This is a genomic window from Paenibacillus lutimineralis, from assembly GCF_003991425.1.
Lineage (GTDB): Bacteria > Bacillota > Bacilli > Paenibacillales > Paenibacillaceae > Fontibacillus > Fontibacillus lutimineralis.
Genome location: NZ_CP034346.1, coordinates 5597395 through 5612206, shown reverse-complemented (window position 1 = coordinate 5612206; position 14812 = coordinate 5597395). Strand labels below are relative to the sequence as shown.

Genomic DNA, 14812 nt, shown 5'->3' with positions numbered 1-14812 from the left:
CCAGGGGGAGAATTGGTGTAGATTTTCAGAAGATTATCGCACAGGAAATAGTAAAAATTTAAACTTGATCTTGTGTTTGTTCAATGATAAAAAGGAAGTACTTAAAGCAAATGATAACACAATAATGATAGCAACTGGGGGTGGTCCTAATGGTAAATATCAATGGGCTATCCCTGTTTTTATTTGGAGCTTAGGATGTCTAATACATAATAAATAATCGATGCTGCATTATAAGGATTTTCCAAAGGCAATCAGGGCAAGAGAAATAATTTGTATCCGAGGGGGCGAATGCCATGAGGAGCCGAACGATTCTTATCGTTGATGATGAACCGAGATCGAGAGAAGGAATGAAGAAGATACTCGGGGTATGGGCAGCCGGTCAATATGAAATCCTCACGGCGAGCAACGGGGGAGCCGCTCTGCAGATTCTCGAGGAGACGCCTATAGAACTGATGATTACGGACATTCGTATGCCGGAAATCAGCGGCCTTGCTTTAGTGAGTCAGATGAGGGCGAAAAGGATTCAGCGTCAACCTTCCGTTATTTTTGTATCAGGTCATGCTCAGTTCGAGTATGCCCAGGAAGCGCTTCGTTTGTCCGTGGTGGACTACTTGTTGAAGCCGGTTGGCCGGGAGAAGTTGATCGCATCCGTAGAGGGTGCTCTGAAGGCAGGGGAAGAGAAGGAACATCTCATCTTCATGCGGAAGACGGCTGATCCGCAACTCATGGCTATCAGGGATGAAGAGGCCGTATTAAGCGAAGCTGTCCGTCAGGCGATGCACTATATAGAGACACATATAGATGAAGTGATAAGTCTGCAGGAAGTTGCCGGGCATGTGCATCTGAACGGGAGTTATTTTAGCGCACTTTTCAAGGAGCAATGCCAGATCAATTTTAGCGAATATGTCACCCGTAGGAAATTACAGAAAGCGAAAGAATTGCTGCTGAAGACGAATCTGCCTATCGCAGAGATCGCTTGCCGTAGCGGTTATCAGAGAGTCAATTATTTTAATAAACTGTTCAAAGAATATGAAGGAATGAGTCCGGGGCGGTATCGATCGATGAGGAACGGAATGGAGGCCCAAATTCAATAGTGACTCAGTTAAATATACAGATTGTAGAGATGCCAGGGGAGAGGTCCATGGTGTCTTTTTTGAATTTGAACTGATCAGGTTTTGAAAAAAATGAAGCCAACGTGTAAGTTTGGATTCAAAAACCATACTTTGTGAACGCGGTTTTATGTAATTTGCCCAAAATCCAAAAATAGTGGAACTTTCCCCAAACACAGGCTCCTTATGCACAGAGAGTATAGGATTTATAATTGTGTATGCGGTTACACAAAAACCGAACAATGAGATAAAAAAGGGGAGGAAAAAGTATGAAAAAAATGAAACGTGTTTTAGTAGGACTTTCTTTACTGCTTGTAATGTCATCCGTACTCGCAGCGTGTGGTGGAAAATCAAATTCATCGAACGCGCCGAACTCAAGTCCAGCCCCAACAACCAACAATTCTAATACTCCACCACCGTCAAATGAGAAGGTTACTGTAAATCTCTGGAGCTTCACGGACGAGATTCCTAACATGACGGAAAAGTACATTGCAACTCATCCTGACGCAAATGTGGAATTTAAAACAACAGTAATCGCAACTACCGATGGAGCTTATCAGCCAGCTCTTGACCAGGCTCTGGCCGGAGGCGGCAAAGATGCCCCTGATATTTATGCAGCTGAATCTGCATTCGTGCTTAAGTATTCGCAAGGCGATGCATCCGACTATGCAGCAAACTATGCTGACCTGGGTCTTGACGACCAAATGGTTAAGGACGCAGGCATCGCTCAATATTCAGTTGATATCGGCAGCAAAGACGGCCAACTGAAAGCCCTCGGCTATCAAGCGACCGGTGGCGCCTTTATCTATCGCCGTTCACTTGCGAAAGAGACATTTGGAACGGACGATCCAGCTACAATCAAGAATGAAGTTGGACCTGGCTGGGATAAGTTCTTCGAAGCTGCTGCGAAGCTGAAAGCTAAAGGATACGGTATCGTATCTGGCGACGGCGACATTTGGCACCCAATCGAGAACAGTTCTGACAAGGGTTGGATTGTCGATGGCAAGCTTCATATCGATCCGAAGCGTGAACAGTTCCTTGATCTCGCCAAGAAGCTGAAGGATAATGACTACTTTAATGATACTCAAGACTGGCAGGAAGGTTGGTTTGCAGATATGTCCGGTACTGGACCTAAACCGGTCTTCGGTTTCTTCGGTCCTGCATGGCTCATCAACTATACATTGAAAGATAATGTGAAAGATACTTTTGGTGACTGGGCTGTTACTGAGCCGCCAACAGGCTTTTTCTGGGGAGGCACATGGCTGCTCGCTAACAAGGATGTAGCCAAGGACGATGCTAAGAAACAGGCAGTAGCAGACTTTATCAAATGGGTTACGCTCGATACTTCTGACACGGGCCTCCAATATTACTGGGCTAACGGCACAATGAAGGATGGCGAGCAAGGTACGAAGGACAGCGTCGCATCCTCCGTCGTTATGTCAAATTCAAATGGCGAAACAGCATTGGTCGGCGGGCAGAACATGTTCGACGTGTTCGTTCCAGCTAACGCTAACGCTTCAGGTAAGAACTTGACCCAGTATGACGAGTCTATTAACACTATCTGGCGCGATCAAGTACGTCAATATACAGCAGGTAGCAAGGATCGCAATGCTGCGATCGCAGACTTCAAACAGCAAGTCAAAGACCAACTTGGCATTGATAGCGAATAAGAAGGAATTGGAGGGGCGGGGGAGTTCCCCCGCCCCTTTCCATATCAACTAGTGAGGTGAGGGCCATGCGTCGCAAAAATGTCAACTATTCGAGATTCGGCTATATTTTTACCTTTCCGTTTGTAGTTGCATTTCTGATTTTTTCGCTATATCCAATTTTATACACCGCAGTTATTGGATTCACCGATATGAAGGGATTAATACCAAAACCAATCCACATTATGGATAACCCTTTTCAGAACTTTAAAGATCTCCTCTTTGATAATCCCTTGTTCATTAAGTCTCTGCAAAACACGGCATTGCTCTGGATTGTCAACTTCGTCCCTCAGATCGGTCTTGCGCTTTTACTCACTGCATGGTTCACGAATCGGCGCCTTAACATAAAGGGACAGGGAGCATTCAAGGTTCTGCTCTATATGCCTAATATTATCACTGCGAGTACGATCGCCGTACTCTTTAGCTCTCTGTTTGCATATCCGATGGGTCCCATAAATAGTTTATTTCAGATGCTAGGATGGTCCGACGCTCCAATCTACTTCCTCCAGAGTAAGGCGACAGCGCGTGGTATTGTGTCGTTCATCCAGTTCTGGATGTGGTACGGCAACACGATGATTATTCTGATTGCAGGAGTTATGGGCATAAATCCGGCTCTCTTCGAGTCTGCAGCGATCGACGGCGCGAACGGAGTTCAAACCTTCTTCCGGATTACGCTGCCGAGTTTGCGTACGATATTGTTGTTTACCCTGATTACATCGATGGTCGGCGGTCTTACGATGTTCGATATTCCGCAGCTGTTCCTTAATGGCGGACCAGACAGCTCCACGACTACCGCAACCATGTTCATCTATGGGCAGGCCTTCAAAGGCAGTTATATGTATAACCGTGCAGCAGCGGCGAGTATGATCCTGTTCGTGATCGCTGCGATATTGTCAGGCCTAGTGTTCTATTTAATGCGGGATCGTGATGCGGCTAAAATAAAAAAAGCGGAAAAAATGTATAGACGGTCTGCTCGTGCAGCAGCTGAGAGGGAGGTGTAACACATGGAAGAGACTAAAAGAAGCGGATCCGCTGGCTTGAAATTAAGTAAAGTGATTATCTATATTGTCTGCATTGCTTTGGCGATTCTCAGCATCTTTCCGTTTTGGATCATGTTTGTAAACGCCACACGCTCATCTGTTGAAATCCAAAGGGGTCTTTCACTACTTCCTTCTACCCACTTTATGGATAACTGGCATGTGTTGATCAATAAGAGCTTCGATCCGATTCAAGGATTCTTGAACTCATTCATTATTTCTGGTTCAGCGACAATCCTAACGGTCTACTTCTCGTCCCTGGCAGCCTATGGACTCGTTACTTACAATTGGAAACTACGTAATGCATTTTTTACCTTTATCCTGTGTATCATGATGATTCCTTCTCAAGCAAGCGCAATTGGATTCTATCAGTTCATGTATAAGCTGCACTGGACGAACAACTTCCTTCCATTGATTCTACCTGCGATTGCGGCGCCGGCAGTGGTGTTCTTCATGCGCCAATATTTGCTGGCAACGTTGTCGCTAGAAATCGTGGAAGCAGCGCGTGTAGACGGTTCTGGTGAATTCAAAACGTTCAACCGAATTATTCTCCCGTTGATGATTCCGGCAGTAGCGACGCAGGCTATCTTTGCCTTTGTAGGTAACTGGAACAACCTGTTCATGCCGCTGATTCTGTTGACACAGAAGGAAAAATATACGATGCCGATCATGGTGAGCTTGCTGAAAGGCGATATTTACAAGACGGAATTTGGCTCGATATACCTAGGTCTGGCTTTGACGGCATTACCACTGTTCATTGTGTACTTCCTGTTGTCCCGTTATATCATCGCGGGCGTAGCATTGGGGGGAGTCAAAGAATAACCCCGTCATACAGGTAACAAGCAAATAAAGCCCTTTACCAGCAAAATAAACTCGTATTGAGTAAATACAAGTCTTATAAGAGTCAAGTGAATCCTTGGATCATTTCCTGGCATTTGCTTGGCTTTTTTTAATTAAACCCTTTCATAATGAGATCCCAATGATGGTTTGAGCCTCTCCAATCCCTGCCTGATGGAATTGTGACAGAAGAAACACGTTGCAATCCCCAATCTTCATAAATGACGCCCTTTCCCCGCTGATTATGGAGATTAACTATGAGCATCCTGAAATCTCTGTGCGAAATGTTATATAAAGCTTGTTCTAGGAGCCGCGCCTCCGAACTTGAAGTGTGTGTACGCACGAAACAAACGGGGCCGGTTTTTATCGTATTTAAAAATCTAGATATCCTACGGTCAACTTGCTCTTTAAACTGGGGGTAGAGTTGGTTGGGATTATAATGAACGGGGAAATCATGATACGAATCTACTTGGTATACCGTATCACGTAAAACATAGTGATTATCGACTATGTTTATATGACGCAAATTGTTCAATTCCATAAATCCATTGAACCTTGTGTTGAGAAGATGGGAAAGTTTCGGTGAAGAATTGGTAATGAACCAATCAAGTGGACCACTAAATCTGCGGAGTCCCAATCTTCTTAATTGATGTGCAGTCTGGCACATTGCTCCAAGGCTGATAAAGGCATGGTAAGTTCCTCTGTTTTGATCCCAGTCCAATGATCTTCACCTCAAATTCAAATAATTGGGCGAATATACGCGAATACATAGCATTTCCCCTACTCATTTCCTATTGTATGGGTATCTAGGAATTTAGCCTGTTCAAATGCCTAGATGATAATTTTTTGCTGAAAAGGAGGTGTAGTATTGCAATTGCTCGCGCAGCATCCAGTTTCCGCCGATATTTGTGAGAAAAGATTCGTACTAAAGAATATAACGGATACGCTGGGACACCATATAATGTGGATACAGTTACGGAAAATTGCAAATCTTTAAGAGGTAAGGATTCGAGAAATATTGACACCTGCCACTTTTTACAATAATCTTAATTAAAGTGTATGTTTAAAAAGTCAGACTTTCAGCACCGAGAAGGTTGGATGAAGCTAGGGCATGAGGAGCGGAGCGTACGTAATTTGTACGTGAGCACCGGAAGGCTCGGTTGAATTCAAGATTCGATGTCGAATATGCTGCAAGTGATACTTCGTGATCAAAGGGGGACTTTTTAAACAACCTCTAAAAGAACGAAAGGGTGACCCAACTGAAATGAAGTACTAATCCTATTTGTTGAAGAGAACAATTGACGGTGATTTTAAGCAGACCCATACTGCTTAATTTGTGATGCCATCAATTGTTAATTTTCAGAATAGGATTGGATTTCTATAGTTGGCCTGAAGGAGCACTCTTATAAGAATCTCTTTTGGTGTACACCTATATATAAATGCCTCCTATTCTGTATGGACATAGGGGGCATTTTTTGTCTCCTGTACGAATGAAGGGAGATGTTCATATGTTCTTACTAGAAGCACAACATATTAAGTATTATGTACAAGACCGTTTATTACTGGATATTGACCGGCTGCAAGTTTATAAAGATGCCCGGATTGGCTTGGTGGGCCGCAATGGCTGCGGGAAGACAACGCTGCTGCAAATTTTAGCGAATCAGATTGTTCCGGATGAAGGGCATGTTGTTAGGCATGTTCAATGTGAACTGCTGCCTCAGCTCAAACGGAGCGATGCGACCAAGAGCGGTGGTGAAGTTACACAGGAATACATTCAACAGGCGCTGGTCAGAGATCCGGTGCTGTTATTTGCAGATGAGCCAACGACGAACCTGGATACAGAGCATATCGAGTGGATTGAGAAGAAGCTGCGAGAGTGGCAAGGGGCATTTATTGTGGTCTCCCATGACCGGGCGTTCCTGGACGCGCTCTGCACATCGATCTGGGAAATCCATGAAGGCAAGATGAAGGAGTATATTGGGAATTACAGTGATTACCTTAAGCAGAAGGAATTAGAGCAGGACCAGCGGCAAGCGGCTTATGAGAAGTATGAGAAGAAGAAAGCACAGCTGGAGGAAGCCTTAAGGCTGAAAGAGAGAAAGGCCGAAAGAGCGACTAAGACTCCCAAGAAAGTAAGTAATTCAGAAGCGCGGATTACAGGAGCCAAGCCTTACTTTGCTAAAAAACAAAAGAAGCTGCAGCAAACGGCCTCCGCGATTGAGACAAGGCTGGAAAAACTCGAAAAGGTCGAAAAGGTGCGAGAGCTGCCGCCCCTAAAAATGGATCTGCCAAACGTAGATACGTTTATGAATCGTATCATTATTCGTATAGAAGATGTAGTAGGCAGAATCGGCGAACGAAAATTGTGGGATCCTGCCAGCTTTCAGATTCGGGGTGGTGACAAATTAGCGGTCACAGGTCCGAATGGCAGTGGGAAGACGACGCTAGTGAAGAAGATCATCAGGGAAGAGGCGGGCGTGACCCTTTCTCCCTCGGTGAAGGTAGGCTACTTCAGCCAAAATTTAAATATACTTGATCTGGATAAGACGATTCTGGAGAATGTGCAATCGTCTTCGAAGCAGACGGAGACCGTAATACGGACGGTCCTGGCCAGGATGCACTTTTTTAGAGAGGACGTATATAAGCCAGTCTCTGTGCTAAGTGGGGGAGAGCGGGTGAAGGTGGCGCTAACCAAGCTGTTCCTGAGCGATATCAATACGCTGATTCTGGATGAACCGACGAATTTTCTGGATATGGAAGCTGTGGAAGCGTTGGAGTCACTTCTCAAGGAGTATGAAGGCAGCGTCATCTTCGTCTCTCATGACCGTCGCTTTATTGATCATGTGGCTACGCGGGTTCTGACGATTCATGATCAGAAGATGGAACTGTTCGAAGGGACGTTACAGCAGATGAAGCAAGCACCTCCTAAGAGCAGTCATGATGCGGAGAAAGACCGCTATCTCTTGCTCGAGACGAAAATATCAGAAGTGCTAAGCCGTCTAAGCCTCGAACCGTCCCAGGAGTTAGAGATGGAGTTCCAGCGGCTGCTAAAAGAAAAGAGAGACATGAGTCGATAAAAAATCAGCAGGATAGAGCCACTCGGCTTTATCCTGTTTTTTTATGCAAAATAGCGGCTTAGATGTAAGAGGTTAGAATGGATTGCTCAGGGAAGGAATGCCTAAGGCAATTGATGAATAGTAAGCTTGGAGTTTGGAAGTAGATTCCTGATTGAGTCAGGAGAAAGCCCATGATATAATTAATAATGATAATCATTATCAATTAAGAGTTGATTATGAATTATCAAATTTTATTTTGATTTGCCTTTTTACAATTATCATTAACAGTATTTCAAACTACCCGCTGCTGTTACGCGACGTTTTGCGGACGGCGGCTTTTTATTTTAGTAAGGTGGGGAGCAGATATTATGGACAATTTATTGGAAGTAAAGGACTTGGCGATTTCATTCAACACAAGGGAAGGAGAGGTGCAGGCTATCCGCGGCGTTAACTTTCATGTAGATAAGGGGGAGACACTGGCTATCGTCGGCGAGTCAGGCTCGGGCAAAAGTGTGACATCCCAAGCTGTGATGCAGCTCGTACCCCAGCCGAATGGAATATATAAGCGGGGTGAGATCTGGTTCGACGGTCAGCAACTGATTGGGAAGACGGAGAAGCAAATGCAGCGGATTCGCGGCAAAGAGATCGGAATGATCTTCCAGGACCCGATGACGTCGCTGAATCCGACGATGAAAGTGGGCAAACAGATCACGGAGGTGCTTCATACCCATGCGAAAATGTCCAGACAAGCAGCGTACCGGAGAGCGGTCGAGCTGTTGGACTTGGTAGGGATTCCGGAGCCGGAGCGACGGTTTCAGCGGTATCCGCATGAATTTAGCGGCGGGATGCGACAGCGGGTAGTGATTGCCATTGCGTTGGCAGCCAGTCCAAAGCTATTGATTGCCGATGAACCGACCACGGCGCTGGACGTTACGATTCAGACGCAAATTCTGGAACTAATGAAGGATTTACAGCGGAAGATCGGGACGGCGATTATTTTTATCACGCATGACCTGGGCGTCGTGGCTAAAATGGCCGATCGTGTCGCGGTGATGTACGCTGGGCAGATCGTGGAGACAGGGACGGCTGAGGAAATCTTCTACGATCCACGGCACCCTTATACGTGGGGACTCCTGGCTTCGATGCCGAGCCTCGACGGGCAAGGAGGGAAGCTGGCTTCAATCCCTGGTACACCACCAGATCTGATTCGTCTGCCGAAGGGGGATGCTTTTGCTCTGCGCAGCCAATATGCGATGAAGATCGATTACGAGCAAGAGCCCCCTTTATACCGGGTATCGGATACCCATATAGTGAAATCATGGCTGATGCATCCTCATGCTCCGACGGTTACCCCGCCTGAAGCGATAGCCCGAAAACGGCGCCTTTTGGAGGGAGTCTATGAGTATCCAGTTTTAGTTACAGAACTCAATTGACAATGATAATCATTATCAATTATACTCCGATATATCAAGTCACTCTGATGGAGGAGTTGAAGAGATTGAGTAAAATTGTCATCGTTTACGCCAGCTTGACCGGTAATACAGAGGAAATGGCCGAACTGATCGCCGAAGGTGTGCGCAGTACAGGGGCAACCGCGGATTTGAAAATGGTGGAGGACTGCAATGCTATCTGCCTGCTTGAATATGATGCTTACCTGCTAGGAGCCTATACTTGGGGGGACGGGGAGATTCCTGATGAATTCGAGGACTTCTTGGACGAAATGAAAGAACTGGATTTGCAAGGGACCCGCAGCACTGTCTTTGGAAGCGGAGATACCACTTATCGGCTGTATTGCGGTGCCGTCGATGAAGTGGAGCAGCGGCTTAAGGACTCTGGTGTTGTGGTTGTGCAAGAAAGCTTGAAGGTAGAGTATGGGCCAAGCGGGGAAGAGAAGGTGCTATGCCGGGAATTCGGGGCAAATTTCGCCAAAAGCCTGGAGGGACTGCATCAAGCATGATGAGACGGATTGCGGATGGTCAGAAGCATGATATAGCCGGGGAATCACTGGATTTGCAGGCATCGTTGGATTACGTCAGGCTGCTGTCCGATGCCAGGGAGAGTGAAATTCAAGGGACGGGCGAGAAGGAACGGGACGCAGTGGTATCACCAGGAATCGCCTGGGCCTGATAAATTTTAAGCCGTCCAATTATCGGCCTTCCGTTCCACAAACCGGTCTAACATTACACAAATGTAATTGAACTGAAATGAAGCTCGATTCCTTACTGATGCTGCTCTGTTATAAAGTGAAGGCAAGAAGAGGAGAGAGAGTCGTATTTCCCGCAGTCTTGAAGGCTGGTGAACCTACGGTAATTGGTGCGAATGAACTCCCTGAGAAAGTAAAGGAGAAATCAGCCTCAAGTGAACATAGGTTTATGAATTTGTTGATTGGCCTGTATGGAGTTTGTATGTTTTACTCTATACAGGCTTTTTATTTGCTCCAAAATATGTAGATAATAGTAAGAAAGACAGCTTATTTATGATGTGAATTATAGGTTAGGTGATGACTATGTATCGAATATTGTTAGTGGAAGATGATCAATCGCTTGCGGAATTACTGTCCGGTCATTTGCAGAAATACGATTATGAATGTAAGGTTTGCTCTGACTTTAACGATATATCGGGGGAGGTTGAGCAGTTCGATCCCCATCTGATTCTGCTGGATATTAATTTACCGAAATATGATGGTTTCTATTGGTGCCGGAAAATCAGGCAATTCTCAATCTGTCCGATCATCATTATCTCTGCACGCAGCAGTGAGGTGGAGCAGATCTATGGCATAGAGAATGGGGCTGATGACTATATTACCAAGCCCTTCTCGCTAGAAGTGGTGGTCGCTAAGGTGAACGGGCAGATTCGTAGAACTTACGGGGATTATGCTGCCAATCCATCGGAGCGTACAGTCGTTCGCGGTGAGCTGAAGCTGTATCTGGAGAGCCTGATCCTGGAATACCAGGAACAACAAGTGTCGTTGACCAAGAAGGAAGCTATGCTGGCCAGTATGCTGCTAGAGAATGCTCCAAAGGTGCAGAGCCGGGAGACCCTGCTCTCCAAGCTATGGGATGATGAGAGCTTCGTGGAGGAGAATACACTCAATGTGAATATCGCTCGACTCCGCAAGAAGCTGAAGGATGTCGGGGCCGATGCCGGAATTGAGGCCGTGCGCGGTGTTGGGTACCGCTTGATAGAGGAACCGATATGAAGCTGTTTATCAAGGACCATCTGTCTATTGTAATACTATATATAGTTACATTTCTCGGCTTATTTCTTCTATATGATTGGCTGGATGGGTTTGAGGTCGATGGGAAGGTTTATTTTGTCTTTGTAAGTTTGGTTCTTTTGTTATTATTTCTTCTTTATCGGTACTTCACGCATCGGAAGGTGTATAGGCAGTTATCCTCCAGACCGACCAAGCCAGAGGATATGCTCATTCAGAATCCGCACTCGGTTCTGGAGGAAGCCTATGCCCAGAGTATGTACGCCAATTTACAGCTATATCATTCCCAAATGAACCATTTGAAGAATCGACAACAAGAATATCAGACAATGCTGGGTCATTGGGTGCACCAGATTAAGACTCCGGTGTCAGTCATCAGTATGCTCACACAGATGAATGAAGGCAATGAAGATTTCGCTAAGATACAGGCATCCGTTAACAAGATCAATTACAATTTATCGCAGATCCTGACTTATCTTCGCACAGAGGATTTTGCCGCAGACCTTAAAATTGAGCAGGTGCCGCTAAGAAATGCCATGTCTGAAGTGATCAACGATTTGAAGGATTTCTTCATCTCCAGCTCCGTCTATCCGAGCGTCTCTATCGAAGGAGATTTATCAGTCTATACAGATCGAAAATGGCTGAAAATCATGTTATATCAGGTCATGAATAATGCCATTAAGTACAGCGAACCAGACAAGAACGTCCAAATGGCAGCAAAAATAGCGGAGGATGCCGTTGTACTTAGTATTACGAATGAAGGAGCCGGGATCGAGCCGAGTGATCTATACCGGGTGTTTGATTTGTTCTTTACTGGTGAGAATGGACGAAGGTTCGGCGAATCTACAGGAATGGGATTGTACCTGGTGAAGAAAATAGCTGATATGCTGCAACATGAATATAAGCTGGAATCGATTGTCGATGGGGCTACTACATTTTATCTATATTTTAAAAATCATGATTAAGGTCATGATTTTTTTGTATCAAGATTTTTTAATATTACGAACTTGTAAGGGAACTGAAATGAACGTGAATGGTTGGCTGGTCGTACATCACTTATGATGAAGATGCTTTGAAAGGCAGAGGCTCAGTATACGACAACGAAGTAAGGAGATTTTATGAGTATGAAAATATTACAAGTGCATCAACTTGAGAAAATATATGTTGGTAAAGTGAACTATACGGCGTTGAACGACGTCTCCTTTGATCTGGAGCAAGGAGATTTCGCGGCGATTATGGGGCCTTCCGGAAGCGGCAAGACGACACTGTTGAATTGTATTTCCACGATTGATATTCCCAGCGGTGGAGAAATTACCGTGAATGGACAGCATCCTCACTCCCTGAATGATGGAGAGTTGGCCAAGTTCAGACGGAATGAGCTGGGCTTTGTGTTTCAGGACTTTAACCTGGTTCATACGCTGACGGTCCGGGAGAATATTCTTTTGCCGCTTACCTTAGACAGCGTTCCTGTACCTGAGATGGAGCGGCGCCTGGAGCAAGCAACCTCACTGCTGGGGATCGAGTCATTGCTGCCGAAGCGTACCTTCGAGATTTCTGGGGGACAGGCACAGCGGGTGGCCGTTGCCAGAGCAATTATCCATCAGCCTTCGCTGCTGCTTGCGGATGAGCCTACAGGAAATCTGGATACGAAATCGGTCAAAGATGTGATGGAGCTGTTCAAGTCCATTAACCAGACCCTGCAGACGACGATTCTTATGGTTACTCATGATCCCTATGTGGCGAGCTTCTGTAACCGTGTTATTTTCATTAAGGACGGCAAGCTATATAACGAGATCCACCGCGGCAACCATCAGGGGGATTTTTACCAAAATATTATGGACACCTTGACTTTCCTTGGAGGTGGGCGTAGTGACATTCAATAACATTGTACTGAACAATATTTTACGGGATAAATGGACGTACTTCGCTTATTTTCTAAGCAGCGTATTTTCAATTTTCATCTTTTTCTCGTTCTCAGTATCGATGTTCCATCCCGATCTATCGGTTATTGCGAATGGTTCATCTCTATCCTTGGCGATGATGGTCGGCACGGTGCTGGTGTATTTATTCTCATTTGTGTTCATCTCCTATTCGGTCATGTCATTTATGAGGATAAGGCAGAAAACGCTCGGGCTATTCGTCATTATGGGGGCTTCCAAGCGGCAGATTAAGAAGATGGTCTTCCGAGAAAATATGTTCATCGGCATCGCGGCGATCATTGCTGCGCTTGTGTTAGGACTGGTATTTGCTCCATTATTTCTGATGGTGACGCGGAAGGTTATGCAGGTGGAAGGATTTGCGATGTATTTTCCAATCAAGGCTATCGTCTTAACCTTGGTAATGTTCTTTATTTTGTTCTTGCTCGTCTCCTTCTTCTCTCCGATATTCATCCGAAAGCAAAGAATCATTCAGTTGCTCAAGTCGGATAAGAGAATTGAGGCAGAGGTCCGCTTCTCCCCAATCACGTTGATTCTTGCTTTGATCGCAACGGGAGGAACCCTGTCTATGATGACGATTGGGCGCAATGCAGCGTTCGTGCGTCAGATATCGGGTAACACGCTGGGGGTACTTTCCTTATTCATCGTCTTTGTAATCGGATTGTATTTCTTATATATGCAGTTATCCTTGTTCGTGTTGAAGCTCGTTCAGAAGCAGCAGCGTTATCTTCAGAAGACGAATATGCTTACCATATCCGCAATGAAGTCGCAGTTACGAAGTAACGTGAAGATGATGTATCTTGTCTCATTGCTCCTTATGGGAACATACTTCTCCATTGTGGGATTGTATAGTGCGAATGTTAATGTAGAGCAGAATACGAAGGCGAATTATCCGTATGACTACATGTATGTGTCTCAAGCGGATAACCTGCGTGAATCGGAGCATGTGGAGTTGCTGCAGCAAAACTTGCAAGATCAGGTTGGCTATGCCCCTTATAAATATGATGTTCTCTATATTGATGAGCATGGGAGGCAGGCCATCATCTCTCTTAGTAACTACAATGAAGGGATTCAAGGGCTGGGTGGAGAACCCATCTCCTTAGATAAGGATGAGATTTATGCGATTAACGTTCTGCCTAAGGAGAAGACGGATCTCAACATTCCTGCCCCTATGCAGAAGATCTTTCAGCAGACGAATATGAATCCTCAGGTTGTGGGGGGAAGTAGGCAGAATATCATGCCTACCGGTTACTTCAATCGTCTCATGGTGGTATCGAATCAGGACTACATGAAGATAGAACGGATGCAAGGCTTGAATCTGCTACATGTATTTGCATATAACGTTGATAACTGGAAAGAGGATGTAGCTACGACACAGGCCCTAATAGACCGCATCGGATTCAGTGATCATGGGGAATTTGGCTTCTTCAGCGCTGGGGATCTGTTCTATGTGGAGAAAAGCTCGAAAAATTTAATGTTCTATGTAGGCTTTATGCTCAGCTTGATATTTATGATCGCGGCGCTCAGTATGATCTATTTCCGACTGATTACGGATTTGGACAAGGAACGTGAGAAATATAAGGGCATTATGAAGATCGGGCTGTCCAAGAAGGAGCTGTCTTCGATCGTGTCGAGGCAACTTGCTGTGTTAATATTCGTGCCTTTTGTTGTGGCAAGCTTGTTCTTCCTAATTGGTGTGGCCTTCCTGCGTGATGTCATCGGCGGTTCTTTAGATAGTGTTACAGCAGCCAGCTTTGTTATCTTCTTGGTCATTCAATGCTTGGGTTACCTGGCAGTGAACAACAGATATAGAAGAGCATTGATTAAGGATTTGGTATAAAAAATGGCGCTAGAACGGATCAACTCATCTCCGACTAGAGCCCTAATAAGCAACAGCCTCTTGGAATCACCAGGAG

13 protein-coding genes are annotated in these 14812 nt (G+C 45.3%); 12 read left to right on the top strand and 1 reads right to left on the bottom strand.

Features of this window, described 5'->3' with window-relative positions; genetic code table 11:
* The first annotated feature begins 293 nt into the window (after positions 1–293).
* The 4 genes from EI981_RS24895 to EI981_RS24880 all read left to right on the top strand — a co-directional run bounded on the left by EI981_RS24895 (position 294) and on the right by EI981_RS24880 (position 4674).
* Positions 294–1094, top strand: coding sequence for a response regulator transcription factor (locus EI981_RS24895; protein WP_127002831.1), 801 nt, complete (start codon positions 294–296; stop codon positions 1092–1094).
* A gap of 284 nt (positions 1095–1378) precedes the next feature.
* Positions 1379–2779: an ABC transporter substrate-binding protein gene (locus EI981_RS24890; RefSeq protein WP_127002829.1), complete on the top strand. Its 1401-nt coding sequence runs from the start codon at positions 1379–1381 to the stop codon at positions 2777–2779.
* Between the two features lie 221 nt (positions 2780–3000).
* A complete protein-coding gene (locus EI981_RS24885; RefSeq protein WP_227011582.1) occupies positions 3001–3816 on the top strand; it encodes a carbohydrate ABC transporter permease in 816 nt (271 codons plus the stop codon).
* 3 nt (positions 3817–3819) lie between these two features.
* A complete protein-coding gene (locus EI981_RS24880; RefSeq protein WP_127002825.1) occupies positions 3820–4674 on the top strand; it encodes a carbohydrate ABC transporter permease in 855 nt (284 codons plus the stop codon).
* 127 nt (positions 4675–4801) lie between these two features.
* Here EI981_RS24880 and EI981_RS24875 read toward each other — a convergent pair whose 3' ends face one another.
* Positions 4802–5410, bottom strand: coding sequence for a DUF1796 family putative cysteine peptidase (locus EI981_RS24875; protein WP_127002823.1), 609 nt, complete (start codon positions 5408–5410; stop codon positions 4802–4804).
* Between the two features lie 787 nt (positions 5411–6197).
* Between EI981_RS24875 and EI981_RS24870 the strand changes: the two genes are divergently transcribed.
* The 8 genes from EI981_RS24870 (at position 6198) to EI981_RS24840 (ending at position 14736) form a co-directional block, all read left to right on the top strand.
* A complete protein-coding gene (locus EI981_RS24870; RefSeq protein ID WP_127002821.1) occupies positions 6198–7766 on the top strand; it encodes a Vga family ABC-F type ribosomal protection protein in 1569 nt (522 codons plus the stop codon).
* 347 nt (positions 7767–8113) lie between these two features.
* A complete protein-coding gene (locus EI981_RS24865) occupies positions 8114–9178 on the top strand; it encodes an ABC transporter ATP-binding protein (protein WP_127002819.1) in 1065 nt (354 codons plus the stop codon).
* A gap of 65 nt (positions 9179–9243) precedes the next feature.
* Positions 9244–9702: a flavodoxin gene (locus EI981_RS24860; RefSeq protein WP_193556404.1), complete on the top strand. Its 459-nt coding sequence runs from the start codon at positions 9244–9246 to the stop codon at positions 9700–9702.
* Entirely contained in the window at positions 9699–9872 is a 174-nt protein-coding gene (locus EI981_RS29120; RefSeq protein ID WP_162616263.1) for a hypothetical protein, read from the top strand. Before EI981_RS24860 ends, EI981_RS29120 begins: the two co-directional genes overlap by 4 nt.
* A gap of 379 nt (positions 9873–10251) precedes the next feature.
* Positions 10252–10944, top strand: coding sequence for a response regulator transcription factor (locus EI981_RS24855; RefSeq protein ID WP_127002817.1), 693 nt, complete (start codon positions 10252–10254; stop codon positions 10942–10944).
* Positions 10941–11924: a sensor histidine kinase gene (locus EI981_RS24850; RefSeq protein WP_227011581.1), complete on the top strand. Its 984-nt coding sequence runs from the start codon at positions 10941–10943 to the stop codon at positions 11922–11924. Before EI981_RS24855 ends, EI981_RS24850 begins: the two co-directional genes overlap by 4 nt.
* Before the next feature lie 153 nt (positions 11925–12077).
* On the top strand, positions 12078–12842 hold the full coding sequence (locus EI981_RS24845; RefSeq protein ID WP_127002815.1) for an ABC transporter ATP-binding protein: 765 nt from the start codon (positions 12078–12080) through the stop codon (positions 12840–12842).
* Positions 12829–14736 (top strand): ABC transporter permease, encoded by a 1908-nt coding sequence (locus tag EI981_RS24840; RefSeq protein ID WP_127002813.1) that lies wholly within the window; start codon positions 12829–12831, stop codon positions 14734–14736. Before EI981_RS24845 ends, EI981_RS24840 begins: the two co-directional genes overlap by 14 nt.
* Positions 14737–14812 lie beyond the last annotated feature (76 nt).

Bases quoted from the DNA above. Each gene is read 5' to 3' on its own strand.
- EI981_RS24895 (WP_127002831.1), top strand. From the start codon at position 294: ATGAGGAGCCGAACGATTCTTATCGTTGATGATGAACCGAGATCGAGA.
- EI981_RS24890 (WP_127002829.1), top strand. From the start codon at position 1,379: ATGAAAAAAATGAAACGTGTTTTAGTAGGACTTTCTTTACTGCTTGTA.
- EI981_RS24885 (WP_227011582.1), top strand. From the start codon at position 3,001: ATGGATAACCCTTTTCAGAACTTTAAAGATCTCCTCTTTGATAATCCC.
- EI981_RS24880 (WP_127002825.1), top strand. From the start codon at position 3,820: ATGGAAGAGACTAAAAGAAGCGGATCCGCTGGCTTGAAATTAAGTAAA.
- EI981_RS24870 (WP_127002821.1), top strand. From the start codon at position 6,198: ATGTTCTTACTAGAAGCACAACATATTAAGTATTATGTACAAGACCGT.
- EI981_RS24865 (WP_127002819.1), top strand. From the start codon at position 8,114: ATGGACAATTTATTGGAAGTAAAGGACTTGGCGATTTCATTCAACACA.
- EI981_RS29120 (WP_162616263.1), top strand. From the start codon at position 9,699: ATGATGAGACGGATTGCGGATGGTCAGAAGCATGATATAGCCGGGGAA.
- EI981_RS24855 (WP_127002817.1), top strand. From the start codon at position 10,252: ATGTATCGAATATTGTTAGTGGAAGATGATCAATCGCTTGCGGAATTA.
- EI981_RS24850 (WP_227011581.1), top strand. From the start codon at position 10,941: ATGAAGCTGTTTATCAAGGACCATCTGTCTATTGTAATACTATATATA.
- EI981_RS24845 (WP_127002815.1), top strand. From the start codon at position 12,078: ATGAGTATGAAAATATTACAAGTGCATCAACTTGAGAAAATATATGTT.